The organism is Nonomuraea sp. NPDC050556 (genome assembly GCF_044457355.1).
Lineage (GTDB): Bacteria > Actinomycetota > Actinomycetes > Streptosporangiales > Streptosporangiaceae > Nonomuraea.
Map to the genome: position 1 here is coordinate 714,332 of NZ_JBITGU010000001.1, position 17,846 is coordinate 732,177.

The following is a 17,846-nucleotide window of genomic DNA, read 5'->3' on the forward strand; positions in this document are numbered from 1 at the left end:
CGTCCGTCGAAGGATGTAGCGCGATCTCCTCAAGGGGCAGGACGCCTTCCTGGCCGGGCGTGACTACGTTTTAATTACTCGGTTCGCCTAATTTCGGTGTGAAAAGGGATTTGTCATGTCTTCTGCTCGTAAGGCGCTCCTCGCTGGTTCGATCACCTTTGTGGTGGGGCTTGCGCTGTGGCTGTTCGGTCTTGATGTGGAGATCGTTGTCTTCACGCCCTCCAAGCTGGGCGTGGTCCTGATGGTCGTGGGAGGGGTGGAGTTCCTGTACGGGGTCTACAAGAGCGTGCGCGGCGACGACGCGGCGCGCGACTGACCCCCGCCTGCGGCAGGCGTGATCATGTAGGGTGCCGGTCAGGATTTTTCGTGACATAACACCTGGAGACATCCCGCGTGAAGAAGCTTCTGGCAAGCGCAGTCCTGACCTCGGCCCTCATCGCCCTCCATCCCGTGAGCGCGGAGGCGACCCCAGCCCCTGCCGGCAGCACCATCGCGCTAACAGCCGCGTCACCCGCGCGGGCCGAGATCGCGATCAAGGGCGTCTTCCAGGCCACGGACCACTGGTGCGCCCCGGCGTCGGGCGCGATCGCCCTGCGCACGCTCGGCATCAAGGTCAGCCAGACCACCCTGGCCAGGAAGATGCGGACCACCAAGGACGGCACGCTCGCCGACAACATCCTCCGGGTGCTGAACGCGTACTCCAAGGACACCGGATACACCTACGTCCCCGCAGCGGACGTCTACAGCTCCAAGCGTCTGGGCCAGCGGATCGCCCACAGCGTCGGCACCCTGGGCAAGGCCGTTCCCGTCCAGGTCTTCCTCGACCGGCTGCCCTGGTACAGGGACGTCGACTTCGGCAGGAAGGACGTCGGTCACGTCATGATCGTCAACGGTTATGACAAGCGGGCGAAGACCTTCACCGTCTGGGACCCCAACAACTACACGGGTGACGGCGGCGAGCACCGCATCACCTGGGGACAGCTCGCGAAGGCCACCTTCTCCACCAACCCCGTTTCCGGTTACAGCCGCTGGGGCCTCTACCAGCCCGTCAGGAAGTAGCCGGCGCTCTGCGCGCGGCGCTGCGGATCAGCAGGATGCTCAGCACGAGCAGCCACACGATGATCAGTACCCGGGAGAGTATGGTCACGACCAGGAGGGCGGTCTTGAACGCGCTCCCGGAGGTGTCGGTCAGTTCGTCGATCAGCGCGAGCGTCATCGACACCGTGAACAGGAAACCGCCGATCGCTCCCAGGACCCCGGTCACCAGGTTCGCCCGCCAGGCCAGGAGCGCGGTGCCCGCGATCACCGCACCCAGCAACATGGCCGAGCCGTAGGGCATGAGGACGAGAGGCGGGTCCTCGTCGGACCCGAGAGCGGCCCAGAGCAGGAAGACGCCCCCCAGCGGAAGCGTCATGAACGAGGTGATCATGGCGCCGAGGTTGTAGCCGCGTACGGCTACGCCGATGACGGGGATCAGCAGGAACATGGCGACCACGGAGATCCCCGGGCTCATGAACAAGGTGAAAGCCAGGATCCCCGCGATGGGCAGCGTCGCGATCGCCAAAGCCAGACTCGGCGGTCGCCGCCGAGCCACCTGAGGCGCGGTGCCAAGGCCGTTCAGAACGTACGGCCCAGCCCCGTAAGGCGCCGGTGGGGCAGCTCCATGAGGGCCCGAGCCGGGACCGTTGAAGACCGGTGGGGCCATCTGCTGACCGGCGTGTGCGGGCGTCGCCGCGGCGTCGGGCATCATCAGTGTCCGTGGTGGTCCCGGCCACGCCGTGGCGGGAGCGCTCTGCCCCGTCAGCGCCGCCAGCAGTTCGTCCGCGCTGGGCCGTACAGCAGGGTCCTTGGCCAGGCAACCGGCCACCAGCCCGCGCAAGCCGTCCGGCACCCCGGCCAGATCCGGCTCGTGGGTCAGGATCGCGTGCATCATGGCGGGCATGGTGTCCGCGCGGAAAGGCTGCTGCCCGGTCGCCGCGTAGATCATCGTGCTCGCCCAGCTGAACAGGTCGGCTGCCGCCCCCGCCGTCCCGGCGAACTGCTCGGGCGCCATGAACGCCGGTGTTCCCATGACGCTGCTGGTCGCCGTCATCTCCACCGCTCGTGCGATCCCGAAGTCGATCACCACCGGCCCCTCTGGCCCCATGATCACGTTGGTGGGCTTGAAGTCGCGGTGGACGATGCCCGCGCGATGGATCGCCGCCAGCGCGGTGAGCGTCGTGACCGCGAGCCGCTCCAGGCCGTTGCCCGAGCGTGGCCCCTGCTCCCGCACCAGCTGTGCCAGGCAGGGGCCCGAGACGAACTCGCTGGCGATGTAGGGCCGGTCGTCGGCCACTCCGACCGCCAGCACCCGCGCGGTGCAGAAGGGCGCGACCCGCCGGGCGGTGTCGGCTTCCTGCGTGAAGCGGCGCAGGGCGGCAGGCTGACCGGCGAAGGAGGTGTGCAGCACCTTGACCGCCACCTTGCCCCCGGTGGGGTCCTCCGCGAGATACACCGACCCCTGTCCGCCCCGGCCCAGAACCCCGCTCAGCCGGAAGTCGTCGATGTGCCGTGGGTCTGAGGGCGCTAAAGGCTGCACGAACTACGACCATAAGGGATCAAGTCTCCATGTCACAGGTCCGCACCGAAGTTCTGCCTTCACTAGCGCAGCCTATCGAATATCGATAGATTATGATCGTAAATCGATCGAAGGAGAGCCAGTGGGAGCGTTGACCGTGCGTGCGTTGCGCGTCGTGCTCGTGGGGGTGCTCGCCAGCACCGTCTTCGTCCAGGCGGTGATGCTGTGGGTGCTGATCAGCGGAAGCGACCCGGAGGACGGGTCGTTCCCTCTGACCCCGGTCCGCGTGATCGTGATCCTGGGCATCGTGGCCGCCCAGGTCATCGTGGTCTGCGTATGGCGGCTGGTGACGATGGTGCGGCGCGGAACCGTGTTCTCCCACGCCGCCTTCCGGTACGTGGACATCGTGATCGGCGCGATCGCTGCGGCCGCGTTGCTGTGGTTCGTGCTCACGGCCGTCCTGGCGCCAGAGCATGACGACAGCCCGGGCATCACCGTCATCATGGGCGGCATCGGTCTGGCAGCCCTGGGAGGTGCGCTCGTCGTGCTCGTGCTGCGGATGCTGCTCGCCCAGGCCGTCGCGCGCGACGTCGAGGCGACGCGGCTGCGGAACGAGCTGGAAGACGTGATCTGATGCCGATCATCGTCGACATCGACGTGATGCTGGCCAAGCGGAAGCTGTCCGTCGGCGAGCTCGCCGAGCGCGTCGGGATCACCCCCGCCAACCTGGCGGTGCTCAAGAACGGCCGCGCCAAGGCGATCCGCTTCACGACGCTGAACGCGCTGTGCGAGGTCCTCGACTGCCAGCCGGGAGACCTGCTGCGCTTCGAGACCGTGGACCTCATGTGACTGGCGTCACTCTTGGGTGCCGTTCCGCGCCTGACTAGACTCCCCATTGGGGGCACCAATGGGGAAGAACGATGATTTATCGGCGTTTCTTGCCGACCACACCGACCACCTGGCACGGACGGCCTACCTGCTCACAGGCGATCACGGGGCAGCGCGTGAGCTGACCGTCCGCGCGCTGATCACCGTCGGGAAGCGCTGGCCGCGCTGGTACCGGCCCGAGGACATCGCGCTGCGCGAGATCCTCCGCGACTACCTGACCACCCGGCCGCCCGTGCCAGAGGACTTCCCGCTGTCGGGCCGGTCCCCGTCCGAGCGTGCCGCGTTGGTGGCACGGTCGTACTGCGGGCTGCCCGACGCGGTGACGGTCGAGATCCCCGAGCTGTTCGCGGCCCTGCACCAGGAGTACGAGCAGGCCGACGAAGTGGACCTCGCGGCGCTGGCCGCCGCCCAGCCGCCGGTCGATGTGGCCGATGAGGTACTGCGGGCCGTACGCGGGAACCGCCGACGCAGGATCGCGCTGACCGTCGGCGCATCCGCCCTGTCGGCGGGTGTGCTGGCGGCGGCCGTAGCGGTCGAGGTAGTCATGGTGGCGGGGCGGACCTGGCCGACCCCCGCCGCCATGCCGGCAACGCTCAGCGAGCCGGTCGCCTACGCCTACCGGAGCCTCTGCGAGAAGGAGACGGACATACCCTGCCTGCAGTGGCGGTTGATCACCGTCTCAGGCAAGGAGTGGCGAGTCCCGGACGCCGCGTACGGCGACGAAAGCACCTTCCACATCACCCTCGACGGCACCCGCGTCGCCTACGTAGACACCGGCGGCCGCGCCGTGGCCAGGGACCTGACCACCGGCGTACGCAGGCCCGTCGGCTCTGGCCTGGCCGGTGAAGGCGCCTTCTTCGTCTCCTCGCGCAACGGTCGCTACATCGGCCTGAACTCCACCACCGAGTCGCGGTTCATGCTCGACCTCACCACCGGGGTCAGCACCCCTCTCCTCAGCGACGAGCTCATCGCGATCGACGACCAGGGCACCAGGTTCGAGACCGCGACAGAAGGCGGCACCACCACGCTGACCGCCGAGGACGTCGCAGAGGAGACCAGGTCGAGCGCGCCCCTCGCCCCGGGCCAGCTCGACAGCGGCGCCGTCCTGGCCCCCGACGGCCACACCCTGGCCGTCGTCTCCAAAGACCGCACCCTGATCACGATCGACGCCACCACCGGCAAGCCCACGGGCAACCCGATCGACCTGAACCCCGCGACCGGCGAGAAGGCCTACGCGGACCGCTGGCTCAACGGCGAGGAGGTGCTCGTCCGCATCTGGACCAAGGAGAACGAACGCTGCCTGGCGATCAACCCCATCACAGGCGCGATCCGCATCCACCGGCTGGACATGATCAACGCCTTCCTCGGCAAGCTGGACTGACGCTACTGTGCCGTCATGCTGATAGGGCGCCGTCCTGAGTGCGGGCGTTTGGGGGCACTGCTCGACGAGGCGCGCGAAGGCCGGAGCGGCGCGCTCGTCGTGCGGGGTGAGGCGGGGATCGGCAAGTCGGCCCTGCTCGACGACCTGGCGTCCGTCGCGGACGGGATGGAGCTGCTACGCGGGGTCGGCATCGAGACGGAGGCCGAGCTGCCGTTCAGCGGGCTGCACCTGCTCCTGCACCCGTTCGCGGATCGCCTCGACGTCCTGCCCGGCCAGCAGGCGGTCGCCATGCGGTCGGTGTTCGGCCTGGCCGAGGTGCCGGTGCGCGACCCGTTCCTCGTCGGCGCCGCCACGCTGACGCTGCTGTCGGATCTCGCCGCCCGGCAGCCGCTGGTGTGCCTGATCGACGACGCTCAATGGCTGGACCGCGCGTCCTCGGACGCGTTGCTGTTCGCGGCGCGCAGGCTCCACGAGGATCCGATCGTGATGGTGTTCGCCGTGCGCGACACCGCGCAGCCGTTCCCCACGCCGGGGATCGAGGTCATGCGGCTGGACGGGCTGGACCGTGACTCCGCCGCGGAACTGCTGGCCGCGTGCGCGCCCGAGCTGGCCGTACCGGTGCGTGACAGGCTCCTGGAGGAGGCGGGCGGCAACCCGCTGGCCCTGCTGGAGCTCTCCCGCGTCTCGAAGGAGGGTCCGGTCGCGCCGGTCGGCCCGCTGAGGGTCGCCGGACGCGTGCAGGACGCCTTCCGCGCCCAGCTCGAAGAGCTGCCCGCGGCCACCCGCCTGCTCCTCCTGCTGGCGGCGGCCGACGGCAGCAGCGAGCTCGACGTGGTCCTGCGGGCGGGCGCCGCCCTCGGCGTGTCACCCGTCGACCTCGGCCCCGCCGAGGAGGCCCGTCTCGTCGTCACGTCGGCCGACGAGATCACGTTCCGCCACCCGCTGATCCGCTCGGCGGTGTACCAGAGCGCCCCTCACCATCAACGCATCGCCGTGCACGGAGCCCTTGCCGGTGCGCTGTGGCTCGCGGCGGACTCCGACCGGCGCACCTGGCATCGGGCCGCAGCGGCCACCGGCCCGGACGACGAGGTCGCCGGGGAGCTGGAACACGCTGCCGAGCGGGCCAGGCAGCGCGGCGGCTCGGTGGCGGTGGCCGTGGCGTACGAGCGGGCGGCGCGGCTCAGCACCGGCCAGGAGGACAAGGCGCAGCGCATCGTCCGCGCGGCCCGCTCGGCCTACGACGGCGGCCGCCCGGAATGGGCGACCCGGCTGGCGACCGAGGCCGCCGCGCTGACCGGCAGGGCCGACGTCGTCGCCGAGGCCACCTACGTGCGCGCCCAGGTCGCCTACGAGAGCACCTCACCGGCCGCCGACGCCGCCCTGGCCCTGGAGGGCGCCACGCTGATCATCGGCAGCCATCCGGAGCGGGCGGTCTCCATGCTGACCGAGGCCGTGTGGGCGGCCCGCGACGCGTGCGCGCACGATCTCGTCAAGCGGGCCGTCGCCCGGTTGGAGACCGTACGGTTGCCCTCGGACGCGGCGCTGACGCCCGCGGTGGCGGCCTTGATCGGGTACGGCCGGCATGCCGACGGCGAGTTCGGCGCCGGGGTCGTGCCCATGCGCGCGCTGGTCGAGGCCGTCAGGGCCGGAACCGTCCAGGACTTCGTCGAGCGGGTCATCGCCGGATTCATGGGACTGCTCACCGCCGACGACGGGGCGGCGATCGACGTGCTGGAGTCGCTGGCGGCCGACGTCAGGGCGGACGGGTCGCTCGGCTGGCTGCCGTACGTGCTGGAACCGCTGGCCATCGGACGGCTGCTGCGTGGCGACTTCCGCGGCGCGCGGGCCGACCTCGCCCAGGGCATCTCGCTGGCCTCGGACATCGGCATGGGCATGCAGGTGACCGTACTGAGGGCCATCGCCGCCTGGCTGGAGGCCGTCATAGGCGACGCCGACGCGTGCCGTGCGCTGGCCGCCGAGGCGCGCGACCACGCTGACCTGCACCCCACCAACGCCGCCCTCGCCGCATGGGGTGTCGGGCTGCTCGATCTCGCCGAGGGACGCGCCGAGCAGGCGCTCGACGGGTTCGAGGAAGCCTGCGGAGGCCCCGCCCGGAACGATCTGCTCATCAGGGCCATACCCGACCACGTCGAAGCCGCCATCCGCACCGGACGCGCCGACCTGGCCCAGCGCCACCTCCCGGCTCTGGCGGCGTGGGCCGGGCACAACGACGTCGGCAGGGCCCTGGAGCTGCGCTGTCGGGCCCTGCTCACCGACGACGACCAGGCGGAACACCACTACCGCGCGGCGCTGCTGCTCATCCCCGACCGGCCCTACGACCTCGCGCGGACCAGGCTCGCCTACGGCGGCTGGCTGCGCCGCCAGCGCCGCCGCCCGGAGGCCCGCGCCGCCCTGGCGCAGGCGGAGGAGGCCTTCGCCAAGCTGGGCGCGGCCCGCTGGGCCGAGCGCGCCCGCACGGAACTGGCGGTCCTCGGCGACCGGCCCTCCGACCGCGCCCAGGCCGACGACCCGCTCCAGCGGCTGACCCCGCAGGAACTCCAGGTCGTACGGCTGGCCGCGGCCGGACTCAGCAACAGGGAGATCGCGGCGCGCCTCTACCTCAGCCCGCGCACCGTGGGACATCACCTCTACCGGGCCTATCCGAAGATCGGCGTGACCCGCCGGATGGAGCTCGCCAAGCTCGACCTGTGAGCCGGTATCAGTCGACCTACTTACTCGCCACCACGTCCGTCCCCCTCGGTGGCCTTGCCTGCGGCCCGCCGTACCCGTCGCCGCCCGTCCTGATCAGCGGTTCCGCCGGAGCAGTCGCAGGACCGATGCCCGCCCTGCCGTGCCGTACCTAGATTCGAGCCATCGAACCGACGGACGGAGACGACATGCTGCTGGAGAACAAGACCGCGGTGATCTACGGGGGCGGCGGTGACATCGGCGGGGCGATGGCGCGCGGCTTCGCCGCCGAGGGGGCGCGGGTCTTCCTCGCCGGCCGCACCCCGGGCAAGCTCGACACCGTCGCCACCGACATCCGCCGCCGGGGCGGCCTGGCCGAGACCGCGATCGTGGACGCCCTGGACGACAGCGCCGTCAACGGCTGGGTCGACTCCATCGCGGCACAGACCGGCAGCATCGACGTGTCGATCAACCTCATCGCGCAGGACGCGCTGTTCGTGCCGCTGCTCGACATGCCCGTCGCCGACTTCGGCAGGGCCATGGACAAGGTGGCGCGCTCGTTCCTGCTGACCACCCAGGCAGCAGCACGGCACATGGTCAAGCAGGGCTCGGGGGTCATCCTGCACTTCGGCGGCTCGGACGCGGGCAACTCCACGCCCGGACTGGGAACCGTACAGGTCGGGTGCGACCTGATCGAGGCGATGCGGCGGCAGTGGGCCTGCGAGCTCGGCCCGCACTCGGTCCGCGTGCTCTCGATGCGCACCAGCGGGATCCCCGAGTCCCTGCCCGACCTTCCCGAGACGGCGCCGTTCAAGCAGAAGATGGTGGACGCCACCCTGCTCAAGCGCGCCGCGACCCTGGACGACGTGGGCCGGGTCGCCGCATTCCTGGCGTCTGACCACGCCAGGAGCATGACGTCCACGCAGGTGAACATCTCCTGCGGCGCCCTCGTCGACTGACCTCTGGAGAAGACCATGAACGACGACGTGACCAAGTACATCGACAACACCGCGCCGTGGCAGATCGACGTCTGCGAGAAGCTGCGCGCGATGGTCCACGAGACCATTCCCGTGGCGGAGGAGCGGCTGCTGTACGGCAAGCCGCACTTCCTCAAGCACGGCGAGTTCGCGGCCGTCATCGCGGTCGCCCGGGACAAGGTGTCCTTCATGGTGTTCAACGCCACGGACATCCCCGTGGCCAAGGGCTTCCTCAGGGCCCTGGGCAAGGGCGAACGCAAGGCCGTCGACATCGCGGAAGGCCAGGACATCGACTACGCGCGAATCGCCGACGTCCTGGGAAAGACCACGGCCGCCTTGTAGTCAGGGCTGGCCGATGAAACGTTCGCCCGCTGCTTCGATGCGGTGGATCTCGGTGCGGAAGTAGCGGGCCAGTTCGGCGCAGGCGGCCGGGTCCACCGGGCCTCCCTCGCGTTTGGGGAGGTCGGGGTAGGGGCTGCCGATGACGAAGATGTTCTCGTCGTTGTAGTTGTTGGCCGGTGCGGTGTAGTTGAAGGATCCGGCGATGACGGTGGCCTCGTCGATGACCATGAGCTTGTGGTGCAGCTTGCCGAAGGCGGGGCTGCGTTTGGGGAAGTACAGCTCGATGTGGGCGCGGTCCAGGTCGTGGGTGGCGGCCCAGGTCTGGGCGCCCTGGCCGGGGTCCATGGCGCCGGTGATGGTACGGCGGGCCTCGGCCAGGGCGATCATGGCGTCGTCGATGCCCGAGGAGCCGGAGAAGGTGAAGATCGCGAAGTCGACGCGGCTGGTCGCCTTGAGCATCTGTTTCATGATCTCCAGCTCGGGTGCGTGATCGGGGGCGAACAGCACCTTGACCGGGATTCCGTTGAGGTTGTAGGCGGCGGGTATCTTGCCGTGCTCGCCCCGGCCGAACTTCCCCTGGCGCATCTGGTTGAACTCTTCCGTGTACTCGCGGCAGATGCGGGAGTCGTGGAAGATCACGACGTGGTTGAGGTTGCGGTGGCTGTCGGTGTCGGTGAAGTTCGCAGAACCCGACAGGATCGCCGACGTCGGCAGGGCGCGTTCGCGGTAGTCGCGGATGATGAACTTCTGGTGGAAGATCGCCGGGTTGTAGTCGGCTTTGACGTCGATGTTGCAGCGCAGCAGGGCGGCCAGGATCCTGCGGTTGGGCTCCAGGCTCTTGGCGCCGAGCTCCTGGCCCCACTGGACGCGCCGGCGGGCGGCGTCATCGTCCTCGCCCATCTGCAGGGAGACGGCCGGCAGCTTGGCGGAGACGAGGTAGTCCTGCTCCAGGACCATGCGGACGTTCACGCCACGGAAGCGCGCGTCGAGGATGGCCTGGGCGATGGGTTCGGAGTCGAGCTCCTGGACGGCGATGTCGAGGAAACGTTTGGCTCCGTTGATGAAGTCGATGATCACACGTTCGAGGTTGTCGGCAGCGCCCAGCTCGGTGGGCCCGACGAACGCTTCGATCTTGCCTCCGGCGAACACGGTCATGATGTAAGCGTGTCACTACACACCGTGGCACCACAAGTCGCTGATCGGGACTAACCAGACACACCCAGCACAGCCGTACGGGGGGTGAAGTTGCGCGGGAACTCGGCGCCGTCGAGGACCTGGACCCGGGAGGGGTCGAGGCGCAGGGGCGTGAAGGCCGGGCTTTCCGGGCCATCCGCGCCGGTGATCCGCAGGTCATAGCCGAGGGGTGGCGGGGTGGTGGTGAAAAGATCCCAGATGTGGCGCTTCGTCGCCGGGTCGTCGACCCATGACGCGACGGCTTCGCCAAGGACGACGCTCTGGGCTGGGCTCCAGTACGAGAAGGACACGTGGGGGTTGTTGTCCAGGTGCCTCGTCTTGACCGGAGTCCTGCCCGTGGCGATCCAGCCGACCGGGCGGTCGTCGATCACCTCCCAGATGGGGTGGAGGATGCGCGATCGGGGGTGTCCATGGTCGTCCACCGAGGTGAGGGTGCACCAGACGATCTCCCCGGTGAAGCGGAGGAAGTCATCACTCAGTGCCTTGAAGGTCTCTGCCATATTGATCACTCCCTGGTCGTGGCGCCTACGGCGGATCCTCGCAGAGGCCACCGACAGAAAGCGGCAGACCTCATCTGAACGACTTCACGCTGGCCGCGATCGCCGCCGTGATCGCGGTCAGGATGGCGAAGATGACCGCCAGCCCGATGATGACGCCGTTGGTCTTGTGGAAGCCGAAGAGGAACGTGAGCTGAGCGCTGAACGGCGTGCCGAACAGGAGCGGCGACACCACGAGGGACGCCACGACGTAGAACGTGCAGAGCGCGCACAGCGTCCATGCGCCGGGGATCTTGCGCGCCACCGTGAACCCGGCTGGGACCAGCAGCGACGCGGCGCCGATGACGCCGCCGAGCACGTTCAGCACCACCATCCTGGACCACATGCCGGTCTGCCCGCCGGCGACGATCGCGTCGTTGAGCGCGAACCAGACGAGCATCGCGGCGGTGAACAGCGCCAGGACACCGGCGACCACCGCCGCCGCGGTGTTCGCCCGCGGTTTCTGCCTGGGCGGCTGGCCGTACTGGGGAAACATGGGCTGCGGTGGATTCGGATGCATCCGCACTCCTCGCGTGAGTCAGCGATCATCGTAGCGAAAGGGGCAGCCGCCTAGCCGCCGTCGGGCGGGGAGCCGGGCCTGATCTCGGCGTTCGACAGCCCGCGGGCGATGAGCGCGAGCACCTCGCGTTCTCGCTCGGTGAGGGCGCGGAGCTCGAGGTCGGAGCAGGGGAGCGGGCCGTCGCCGCTGCCGATGTGCCGCTCGATCAGCCGCCTGGTCACGGCCGGAGCCACGATCGCGTGGCCCCCGGCGACCGCGCGGATCGCCGAGAGCAGATCGGGTGCGAGAGTGTCCTTGAGCACGAAACCGCCCGCGCCTGCCCGGAGCGCGGCGTAGACGTACTCGTCCAGATCGAACGTGGTCAGCACGAGGACGCGGGTCCCGCCGTGCCGGGCGCGGATGAGCCGCGTGGCCTCGATCCCGTCCACGTCGGGCATCCGGACGTCCATCAGCACGACGTCGGGAGCGGTCTCGGCGACCATGGCGACCGCCTGAGCGCCGTCCGCCGCCTCGCCGACCACCCTCATGTCGTCGGCGTTGTCGAGGATCATCCGCAGGCCCGCCCGCAGCAGCGCCTGGTCGTCGGCGAGGAGGACCCGGATCATGCCGGTTCCCCGCATAAGGCAACAGAGCCCGTACGGCGAAGCCCGTGGACCCGGGCTCGGCGCTGAGCGACCCGCCCAGCACGGCCACCCGCTCGCGCATCCCGCGCAACTCGTTGCCCGAACCGTCATGCCGCCGCCCGCCGACGCCGTCGTCACACACCTCGACGGTCAGGTCGCGCTCGCCGTACGTCACCGTGACCTGGGCGCGCGCGCCCGGCCCCGCGTGCTTCATGGTGTTGGTCAGCGCCTCCTGGACGATCCGGTAGGCGGCCAGGTCGACCGCCGTGGGCAGCGGCTCCGGCCTGCCGCCGACGTGCAGCAGGACGGGCGTCCCCGAGCCGCGCACCTGGTCGACGAGGTGTGGCAGCCGGGCCACGCCCGGCGCGGGACGCGTGGCTGGCGGGCCGGTGGCGGCCAGGACGTGGCGCATGTCGGCCAGCGAGGCGCGGCCGGTCTCGACGATGGTGCCCAGGGCGGCGAGCGTGTCCTGCGGGCGCCTGGCGAACGCGGCCGCGCCGCCCTGCGCCTGCATGACGATGACCGCCAGACCGTGGGCGACCACGTCGTGCAGCTCGCGTCCTGGAGTTCCCGGTGAAGTACGGCCTCGGCCCCAACAGGGAGATCATCAACACCATCGACGTGCCACCCGACCACTACGCGCCATTGACAGCCGACGACCTCTCACGCGGCCGCGACCCCGGCCTCACCAAGGCACTGACCCTCCTGCCCTGACGACCCCGGCGCGCACCCGGCCAGGAACGCCTGATCGGTCACGGCCGATTGGCATGTCCATGAGGGTCGGCGTACGGTCTCATGGACCGCGACAGGATGATCGGGGCAGGCATGGAAGCAAGCATCGAGAAGGCCAAGCTGTCCTACGAGCGGGCCATCTCGACCGGCGACGTCAGTGAGCTGGGCGCGGCGGAGGAGGAGCTGGACAGGCTCGAAGCCGACCTCGCCCTGGCCAGGGGCCGGATCCTGCACGCGAGGTTCCTCGACGACCGGCGCGAGGACCCGCGCGAGCTGCCGCTGTTCGAACGCGCCACACACCTCTACCGGGCGCTGGGCGACGCGGCGGGCGAGGCGAACTCGGTGTTCTGGGAGGGCTGCTTCCACCAGGTCGTACGGAACGACCCCGCCCGCGCCATCCCTCTCCTCGAGCAGTCGTACGGCCTGGCCACCGCGGCGGGCGACCGGCACACCGAGTGGGAGGTGCTCAGGCACCTGGGCATCGCCGACCACGCCGCAGGCCGGTTGGACTCCGCCCGGGAACATCTGGAGGCATCCGTACGGCTGTGCCGGGAGCTCGGGCTGCCCGCCGCCGTCGCCGCCAACCAGGTGGGCCTGATCTACATCGCCGCCGCACAGGGCCGACGGGACGACGCGGTAGCCCTGGCCGCCGAGGCATACGCCACGGCCGAGGGCTGTGGGGCCGGCCGGATCGTGCGCCAGATCGTGGAGGCACGTACCCAGGCCCTGGCGCCGGACCTCGATCAGAGCGCTCCTTGAAGCACCGGGGGCTTGAGGAAGCTGGTGGCCCAGGCGACCGGGATGGCGATCACCGCGATGACCAAGCCGGTGACCACCGTGGACAAGGGGGTGGAGGCGCCGATCGCCACGCCACCGGCGTACGAACCCAGGGCGATCCCGATGTTGGCCGCGGAGACCGGTAGCGAGGACGCCAGCTGTCCACCAGGCCCGGCCAGGCTCACGACGCGGTACTGCATCGAGGGCACCATGCCCATGGCGAACAAGCCGAAGGCCAGGAGCGCCACCGCCACGAGCACCGGGATCGTGGCGCCGAGGAAGAGCACCAGCAGGGAGGCCGCCACCCCCACGGCACCGATGACCAGGGTGCGCGAGGCGTTCTCGTCGGCGAACCGGCCGCCGGCGAAGGAGCCCACCGCGGTGGCCACGCCGTAGCTCAGAAGGAACAAGCCGATCAGCGTGCCGGAGATGCCGGTGACGTTCTCCAGGAACGGCACGATGTAGGTGAGCGTCGCGTACACCGCGGCGAACGCCACGACGTTCACGACCAGCGCGGCGAGCACCCGTGGTGCGAACGCGTACCTGGCCTGACTGGCCGCGCCGCCACCGGCGCTGGGCATGGACGGGATCAGGATCACCGTGGCGACCAGCGCGATCGCGCTGAGCACGGCGACAGCCGTGAAGGAGCCTCGCCAGCCCAGCGCCTGACCCACCAGCGTGCCCAGCGGTACGCCCAGAGCGGTCGACACGAACAGGCCGGAGACGACTACGGAGATCGCCCGGCCCATGCGTTCCGGCGCGACGATCGACATCGCCAGCACGAAGCCGACGGCGACGAACAGGCCGTGCAGCGCTCCCATGACCGCGCGCATCACGATGAACAGGTCGAAATTCGTGGTCAGGGCCGGGGTCAGGGTGCAGAGGATGACCAGAGCGACCGCGCCGATCAGGATCAGTCGCCGGTTCAGCCTGATCGTCAACGCCGTCAGGATCGGGCCGCCGATGGCGAGGCCCAGCGCATAGGCGGTCACCAGCCCTCCGGCCACGGGAATGGGGACCCGATGGTCGGCCGCGATCAGGTTCAGCAACCCGACCACGAGCAGTTCGCCGCTGCCGAGCACGAACATTCCTAAGGACAGCGTGGCCAGAACGAGGTTCGTCCTGCGAGCGCTCATCTGCATCATCCTGCTCCGTCTCGAGATGTCGACCGTGCGAGCAGAACACTAATCATGCATAGTGGTAAAAAACAACTAGAGATCATTGTTGTTTAGGATCTCGGAACGCGCCGTGCTGCGGTTGAGGTTCCCGCGGGGCAAGGTTCTAGGTTCGGGACATGGTGGATGGACCCGAGCTGATCACGGTCGGCCAGCTGGCACGCCGTGTCGGCCTGACCGCGAAGGCCCTGCGGCACTACGACCGCGTGGGCCTGCTGTCGCCCGCCGCGGTCGACCCCGGCACGGGCTACCGGCTCTACAGCGCCGAGCAGGTCGCGCCCGCGCGGCTGGTGCGGCTGCTGCGCTCGGTCGACGTCCCGCTGGAGCAGGTGCGCGCGTGCCTGGCCACGCCGTACGACGAGGTCGCGATCCAGCAGGTGCTGATCCAGCACCGGCGCCGCCTCCAGGCCCGCCTGGACCGGGTCAGGGGAGAGCTCCACCGCACCGACCATCTCATCGAGGACGGAGTCACCACGGCGATGACCGACCAGGACAAGCAGGACACGGGCGACGAGCGGCGTACGGCCATCGATCTGTTCAACGGGGTGTGGCGGCTGATGGAGAAGGAGGACCGCAGCGCCGAGGACGACGACCGGATGCTGCACATGGCGCACGCCTCGCGCTACCACTGGGGCCAGGTCGGCGCCCCGGTGAACCTCAGCCGCGGCGAGTGGCAGTGCTCGCGCGTCTACTCCGTGCTGGGCCGGGCCGAGCCCGCCCTCCACCACGCGCGGCGCGGCCTGGAGATCTGCCGGGCGCACGGCATCGGGGACTGGGATCTGGCCTTCGCCTACGAGTCACTGGCCCGCGCCCACGCGGTCGCGGGCGACAAGGAGCAGGCCCGCGCCTGGACCGAGCAGGCCCTGAGCGCCGCCGAGGACATCGCCCAGGACGAGGATCGCGAGCTGCTCCTCACCGACCTGGAGTCCATTCCCGCCCAGCCGCGCTTCTGGTGATCGGCACGCCGTACCCCAAGATCTTCCCCGCTGGAGGCCTGGGGGACGTAGCGTGAGGTCATGGACCGTCGCATCTTCGGCCTGGAGAACGAGTACGGCGTCACCTGCACGTTCCGGGGACAGCGCAGGCTGTCGCCGGACGAGGTGGCCCGGTACCTGTTCCGTAGGGTCGTGTCCTGGGGCCGATCGAGCAACGTCTTCCTCCGCAACGGCGCACGTCTGTACCTCGACGTGGGCAGCCACCCCGAGTACGCAACACCAGAGTGTGACAACGTCATCGAACTCGTCACCCACGACAAGGCGGGCGAGCGCATCCTCGAAGGCCTGCTCATCGACGCCGAGCAGCGGCTGCGCGAGGAGGGCATCGCCGGCGACATCTACCTGTTCAAGAACAACACCGACTCGGCGGGCAACTCCTACGGCTGCCACGAGAACTACTGCGTGAGCCGTCAGGGCGAGTTCGGGCAGCTGGCGGACGTGCTGATCCCGTTCCTGGTCACCCGGCAGATCATCTGCGGGGCGGGCAAGGTGCTGCAGACGCCGCGTGGCGCCGTCTACTGCCTGTCGCAGCGCGCCGAGCACATCTGGGAAGGGGTGTCGTCGGCGACGACCCGGTCCCGCCCGATCATCAACACCCGCGACGAGCCGCACGGCGACGCCGAGCGGTTCCGCCGCCTGCACGTGATCGTCGGTGACTCGAACATGAGCGAGAGCACGATGTTGCTCAAGGTCGGGGCGACGGACCTGGTGCTGCGGATGGTCGAGGCCGGGATCGTGATGCGCGACCTGTCGCTGGAGAACCCGATCAGGGCGATCCGCGAGGTCTCCCACGACATGACCGGTCGTCGGCGGGTACGGCTGGCCAACGGGCGCGAGGCGTCTTCGCTGGAGATCCAGCAGGAGTATCTCGGCAAGGCGAGGGACTTCGTGGACCGGCGCGGCGGTGACGTGGTGGCGAAGCGCGTGCTGGAGCTGTGGGAGCGCACGCTCCGCGCGGTGGAGACCGGGAACCTGGACCTGGTGTCCCGGGAGATTGACTGGGTCGCGAAATATCAGCTCATCGAGCGGTATCGGAACAAGTACGACCTGCCGCTGTCCTCGCCCCGCGTCGCGCAGCTCGACCTGGCCTACCACGACATTCGTCGCAGTCGCGGGCTGTTCTACCTGCTGCAGAAGCGCGGCGCGGTGGAGCGGGTGGCGTCCGACATCAAGATCTTCGAGGCGAAGTCGGTGCCGCCGCAGACCACTCGTGCGCGGTTGCGCGGCGAGTTCATCCGGAAGGCGCAGGAGAAGCGGCGCGACTACACGGTCGACTGGGTGCACCTGAAGCTGAACGACCAGGCGCAGCGCACCGTGCTGTGCAAGGACCCGTTCCGCAGCGTCGACGAGAGAGTGGACAAGCTGATCGCCGGAATGTGACAGCCTCGCTCCCGCTGCCCGCGCCGTGGTGGCCTGCGGCCTTCCCGTTCCTGGGCGGTGCCGTGCCCTTCTTGGGAAGGCTCTGGGGTTGCTGGACGGGGAAGACTCCCGAGCCTTGATGCAACCAGTTGGTTGCTATAGAGTGGCAATCGGTTGGTTGCTATTAGCTGGAGGCTGCGATGGCATTCCCTGACCGGATCGAGCGGGGCGTGGAGGTCACAAGCCCGCCTTCACCCTCGAAGCGGCTGGCTCCGGCACACGCCTGAGGGTCGTCGAGACCGGGTTCGCGCGAAGGCCTGTGAAAGCCACGCCGAGGGATGGCGTGAGCGAGCGCGAGGCGCTGAGCGACCACCTTGACAGGCCTGCCCTGTTCCTCACCCAACAACCAGCATCGAATCGGAAGGACCTGGCCATGACGAGCACTGCGGACTATCAGACGACCGTGCGGGTGAAAGCGTCGCCTGACGCCCTCTTCGACGCGCTCACCACTGTCACGGGGCTCGCGGCATGGTGGAACCCGGCGACCGGGTCCGGTGCGACCGGCGGCGAGCTGCGGTTCCTCATGAACACCCCCGAGCCACTCGTCATCCACGTCGACGAGGCGGCCCGGCCGACGTCGGTGCGATGGACTGTCATCGACTGCCCTTTCCTGCCCGACTGGATCGGCACCAGGCCCACGTTCACCATCACCCCGGTCGACGGCGACACCTCCGAGCTCGTCTTCCGCCACCAGGGCCTGAGCGAGGCGCTGGAGTGCTTCGGCATGTGCAGCCGCAGCTGGCAGCACTACATGACGAGCCTGCGCGACTACCTGGAGGCTGGCGACGGAAGCCCGTTCGGCAGCCCCGCAGACCGCGCCCGACGACAGGCACAAGCGGCCGGGACGTCCCTCCGTTAGGAGGTCCTCGTCGGCGCGCCACCTCAGCAGGTGTTCGACCTGCTCACCAGACAATGGATCACGGCGAGGTTGGGACGGACGACCGGCCGGTGCCGGCTCGGAGAGCTGGGTTTCCGGATTGTGGTGCCTGACCAGGTGCTCAGCCTCGTTCGGCCCCGCAGGGTGGAGATGGGTTTCTCGAGA

General features: G+C 69.4%; 20 protein-coding genes and 1 pseudogene. 14 read left to right on the forward strand and 7 right to left on the reverse strand.

The window, feature by feature from the left end; all coding sequences use genetic code 11:
* The first annotated feature begins 115 nt into the window (after positions 1 to 115).
* Both ACIBG8_RS03585 and ACIBG8_RS03590 read left to right on the forward strand, forming a co-directional pair.
* Positions 116 to 316, forward strand: coding sequence for a DUF5708 family protein (locus tag ACIBG8_RS03585; RefSeq protein ID WP_397340905.1), 201 nt, complete (start codon positions 116 to 118; stop codon positions 314 to 316).
* Between the two features lie 77 nt (positions 317 to 393).
* A complete protein-coding gene (locus ACIBG8_RS03590) occupies positions 394 to 1,059 on the forward strand; it encodes a C39 family peptidase (RefSeq protein WP_397340906.1) in 666 nt (221 codons plus the stop codon).
* Here the strand turns inward: ACIBG8_RS03590 and ACIBG8_RS03595 are convergent.
* Entirely contained in the window at positions 1,049 to 2,578 is a 1,530-nt protein-coding gene (locus tag ACIBG8_RS03595; RefSeq protein WP_397340907.1) for a serine/threonine-protein kinase, read from the reverse strand. The two genes, ACIBG8_RS03590 and ACIBG8_RS03595, sit on opposite strands and share 11 nt — an antisense overlap.
* A gap of 121 nt (positions 2,579 to 2,699) precedes the next feature.
* Here ACIBG8_RS03595 and ACIBG8_RS03600 point away from each other — a divergent pair, with 121 nt between their 5' ends.
* From ACIBG8_RS03600 to ACIBG8_RS03630, 7 genes are read left to right on the forward strand one after another with little or no spacing between them, the layout of a single operon-like run.
* Positions 2,700 to 3,191: a DUF2975 domain-containing protein gene (locus tag ACIBG8_RS03600; protein WP_397340908.1), complete on the forward strand. Its 492-nt coding sequence runs from the start codon at positions 2,700 to 2,702 to the stop codon at positions 3,189 to 3,191.
* Complete coding sequence (locus ACIBG8_RS03605; RefSeq protein WP_397340909.1) at positions 3,191 to 3,406, forward strand: helix-turn-helix domain-containing protein; 216 nt, start codon at positions 3,191 to 3,193, stop codon at positions 3,404 to 3,406. The genes ACIBG8_RS03600 and ACIBG8_RS03605 overlap by 1 nt, the downstream gene beginning before the upstream one ends.
* Positions 3,407 to 3,464: 58 nt before the next feature.
* Positions 3,465 to 4,826 (forward strand): hypothetical protein, encoded by a 1,362-nt coding sequence (locus ACIBG8_RS03610; protein WP_397340910.1) that lies wholly within the window; start codon positions 3,465 to 3,467, stop codon positions 4,824 to 4,826.
* 15 nt (positions 4,827 to 4,841) lie between these two features.
* The gene (locus ACIBG8_RS03615; protein WP_397340911.1) at positions 4,842 to 7,538 is read left to right on the forward strand and encodes an ATP-binding protein; all 2,697 of its coding nucleotides are present in this window, start codon (positions 4,842 to 4,844) and stop codon (positions 7,536 to 7,538) included.
* Positions 7,535 to 7,690, forward strand: a complete 156-nt coding sequence (locus ACIBG8_RS03620; protein WP_397340912.1) for a hypothetical protein — start codon at positions 7,535 to 7,537, stop codon at positions 7,688 to 7,690. Before ACIBG8_RS03615 ends, ACIBG8_RS03620 begins: the two co-directional genes overlap by 4 nt.
* A gap of 33 nt (positions 7,691 to 7,723) precedes the next feature.
* Complete coding sequence (locus tag ACIBG8_RS03625; RefSeq protein WP_397340913.1) at positions 7,724 to 8,473, forward strand: SDR family NAD(P)-dependent oxidoreductase; 750 nt, start codon at positions 7,724 to 7,726, stop codon at positions 8,471 to 8,473.
* A gap of 15 nt (positions 8,474 to 8,488) precedes the next feature.
* A complete protein-coding gene (locus ACIBG8_RS03630; RefSeq protein WP_397340914.1) occupies positions 8,489 to 8,833 on the forward strand; it encodes a DUF1801 domain-containing protein in 345 nt (114 codons plus the stop codon).
* Here the strand turns inward: ACIBG8_RS03630 and ACIBG8_RS03635 are convergent, their stop codons facing one another.
* The 5 genes and pseudogenes from ACIBG8_RS03635 to ACIBG8_RS03655 all read right to left on the reverse strand — a co-directional run.
* A complete protein-coding gene (locus tag ACIBG8_RS03635; RefSeq protein ID WP_397340915.1) occupies positions 8,834 to 9,988 on the reverse strand; it encodes a phospholipase D-like domain-containing protein in 1,155 nt (384 codons plus the stop codon). It lies immediately after the preceding gene.
* 50 nt (positions 9,989 to 10,038) lie between these two features.
* Positions 10,039 to 10,527, reverse strand: a complete 489-nt coding sequence (locus tag ACIBG8_RS03640) for a pyridoxamine 5'-phosphate oxidase family protein (RefSeq protein ID WP_397340916.1) — start codon at positions 10,525 to 10,527, stop codon at positions 10,039 to 10,041.
* A gap of 70 nt (positions 10,528 to 10,597) precedes the next feature.
* On the reverse strand, positions 10,598 to 11,083 hold the full coding sequence (locus tag ACIBG8_RS03645; protein WP_397340917.1) for a hypothetical protein: 486 nt from the start codon (positions 11,081 to 11,083) through the stop codon (positions 10,598 to 10,600).
* A 50-nt stretch (positions 11,084 to 11,133) separates the two neighbouring features.
* The gene (locus ACIBG8_RS03650; protein ID WP_397340918.1) at positions 11,134 to 11,688 is read right to left on the reverse strand and encodes a response regulator; all 555 of its coding nucleotides are present in this window, start codon (positions 11,686 to 11,688) and stop codon (positions 11,134 to 11,136) included.
* Between the two features lie 76 nt (positions 11,689 to 11,764).
* Positions 11,765 to 12,220, reverse strand: a pseudogene (locus tag ACIBG8_RS03655) (sensor histidine kinase); the annotation flags it as partial.
* Positions 12,221 to 12,279: 59 nt separating this feature from the next.
* On the opposite strand from ACIBG8_RS03655, the gene ACIBG8_RS03660 reads away from it, so the two are divergent.
* Both ACIBG8_RS03660 and ACIBG8_RS03665 read left to right on the forward strand, forming a co-directional pair.
* Positions 12,280 to 12,420, forward strand: a complete 141-nt coding sequence (locus ACIBG8_RS03660; RefSeq protein ID WP_397340919.1) for a hypothetical protein — start codon at positions 12,280 to 12,282, stop codon at positions 12,418 to 12,420.
* A 111-nt stretch (positions 12,421 to 12,531) separates the two neighbouring features.
* On the forward strand, positions 12,532 to 13,197 hold the full coding sequence (locus tag ACIBG8_RS03665) for a hypothetical protein (protein WP_397340920.1): 666 nt from the start codon (positions 12,532 to 12,534) through the stop codon (positions 13,195 to 13,197).
* On the opposite strand, the gene ACIBG8_RS03670 is transcribed toward ACIBG8_RS03665, so the two are convergent.
* Positions 13,182 to 14,351, reverse strand: a complete 1,170-nt coding sequence (locus ACIBG8_RS03670; RefSeq protein ID WP_397340921.1) for an MFS transporter — start codon at positions 14,349 to 14,351, stop codon at positions 13,182 to 13,184. The genes ACIBG8_RS03665 and ACIBG8_RS03670 overlap by 16 nt on opposite strands.
* 158 nt (positions 14,352 to 14,509) lie before the next feature.
* Between ACIBG8_RS03670 and ACIBG8_RS03675 the strand changes: the two genes are divergently transcribed.
* The 3 genes from ACIBG8_RS03675 (at position 14,510) to ACIBG8_RS03685 (ending at position 17,663) form a co-directional block, all read left to right on the forward strand.
* The gene (locus tag ACIBG8_RS03675; RefSeq protein ID WP_397340922.1) at positions 14,510 to 15,346 is read left to right on the forward strand and encodes a MerR family transcriptional regulator; all 837 of its coding nucleotides are present in this window, start codon (positions 14,510 to 14,512) and stop codon (positions 15,344 to 15,346) included.
* A gap of 60 nt (positions 15,347 to 15,406) precedes the next feature.
* Positions 15,407 to 16,765, forward strand: coding sequence for a Pup--protein ligase (gene pafA / locus ACIBG8_RS03680; protein WP_397340923.1), 1,359 nt, complete (start codon positions 15,407 to 15,409; stop codon positions 16,763 to 16,765).
* 412 nt (positions 16,766 to 17,177) lie between these two features.
* On the forward strand, positions 17,178 to 17,663 hold the full coding sequence (locus ACIBG8_RS03685; protein ID WP_397340924.1) for an SRPBCC domain-containing protein: 486 nt from the start codon (positions 17,178 to 17,180) through the stop codon (positions 17,661 to 17,663).
* The last annotated feature ends 183 nt before the right edge of the window (positions 17,664 to 17,846 follow it).

Bases quoted from the DNA above. Each gene is read 5' to 3' on its own strand.
- ACIBG8_RS03610 (WP_397340910.1), top strand. From the start codon at position 3,465: ATGGGGAAGAACGATGATTTATCGGCGTTTCTTGCCGACCACACCGAC.
- ACIBG8_RS03625 (WP_397340913.1), top strand. From the start codon at position 7,724: ATGCTGCTGGAGAACAAGACCGCGGTGATCTACGGGGGCGGCGGTGAC.
- ACIBG8_RS03665 (WP_397340920.1), top strand. From the start codon at position 12,532: ATGGAAGCAAGCATCGAGAAGGCCAAGCTGTCCTACGAGCGGGCCATC.
- ACIBG8_RS03605 (WP_397340909.1), top strand. From the start codon at position 3,191: ATGCCGATCATCGTCGACATCGACGTGATGCTGGCCAAGCGGAAGCTG.
- ACIBG8_RS03645 (WP_397340917.1), bottom strand. From the start codon at position 11,083: ATGCATCCGAATCCACCGCAGCCCATGTTTCCCCAGTACGGCCAGCCG.
- ACIBG8_RS03650 (WP_397340918.1), bottom strand. From the start codon at position 11,688: ATGATCCGGGTCCTCCTCGCCGACGACCAGGCGCTGCTGCGGGCGGGC.
- pafA (WP_397340923.1), top strand. From the start codon at position 15,407: ATGGACCGTCGCATCTTCGGCCTGGAGAACGAGTACGGCGTCACCTGC.
- ACIBG8_RS03675 (WP_397340922.1), top strand. From the start codon at position 14,510: ATGGTGGATGGACCCGAGCTGATCACGGTCGGCCAGCTGGCACGCCGT.
- ACIBG8_RS03615 (WP_397340911.1), top strand. From the start codon at position 4,842: ATGCTGATAGGGCGCCGTCCTGAGTGCGGGCGTTTGGGGGCACTGCTC.
- ACIBG8_RS03630 (WP_397340914.1), top strand. From the start codon at position 8,489: ATGAACGACGACGTGACCAAGTACATCGACAACACCGCGCCGTGGCAG.
- ACIBG8_RS03640 (WP_397340916.1), bottom strand. From the start codon at position 10,527: ATGGCAGAGACCTTCAAGGCACTGAGTGATGACTTCCTCCGCTTCACC.
- ACIBG8_RS03685 (WP_397340924.1), top strand. From the start codon at position 17,178: ATGACGAGCACTGCGGACTATCAGACGACCGTGCGGGTGAAAGCGTCG.
- ACIBG8_RS03635 (WP_397340915.1), bottom strand. From the start codon at position 9,988: ATGACCGTGTTCGCCGGAGGCAAGATCGAAGCGTTCGTCGGGCCCACC.
- ACIBG8_RS03670 (WP_397340921.1), bottom strand. From the start codon at position 14,351: ATGAGCGCTCGCAGGACGAACCTCGTTCTGGCCACGCTGTCCTTAGGA.
- ACIBG8_RS03585 (WP_397340905.1), top strand. From the start codon at position 116: ATGTCTTCTGCTCGTAAGGCGCTCCTCGCTGGTTCGATCACCTTTGTG.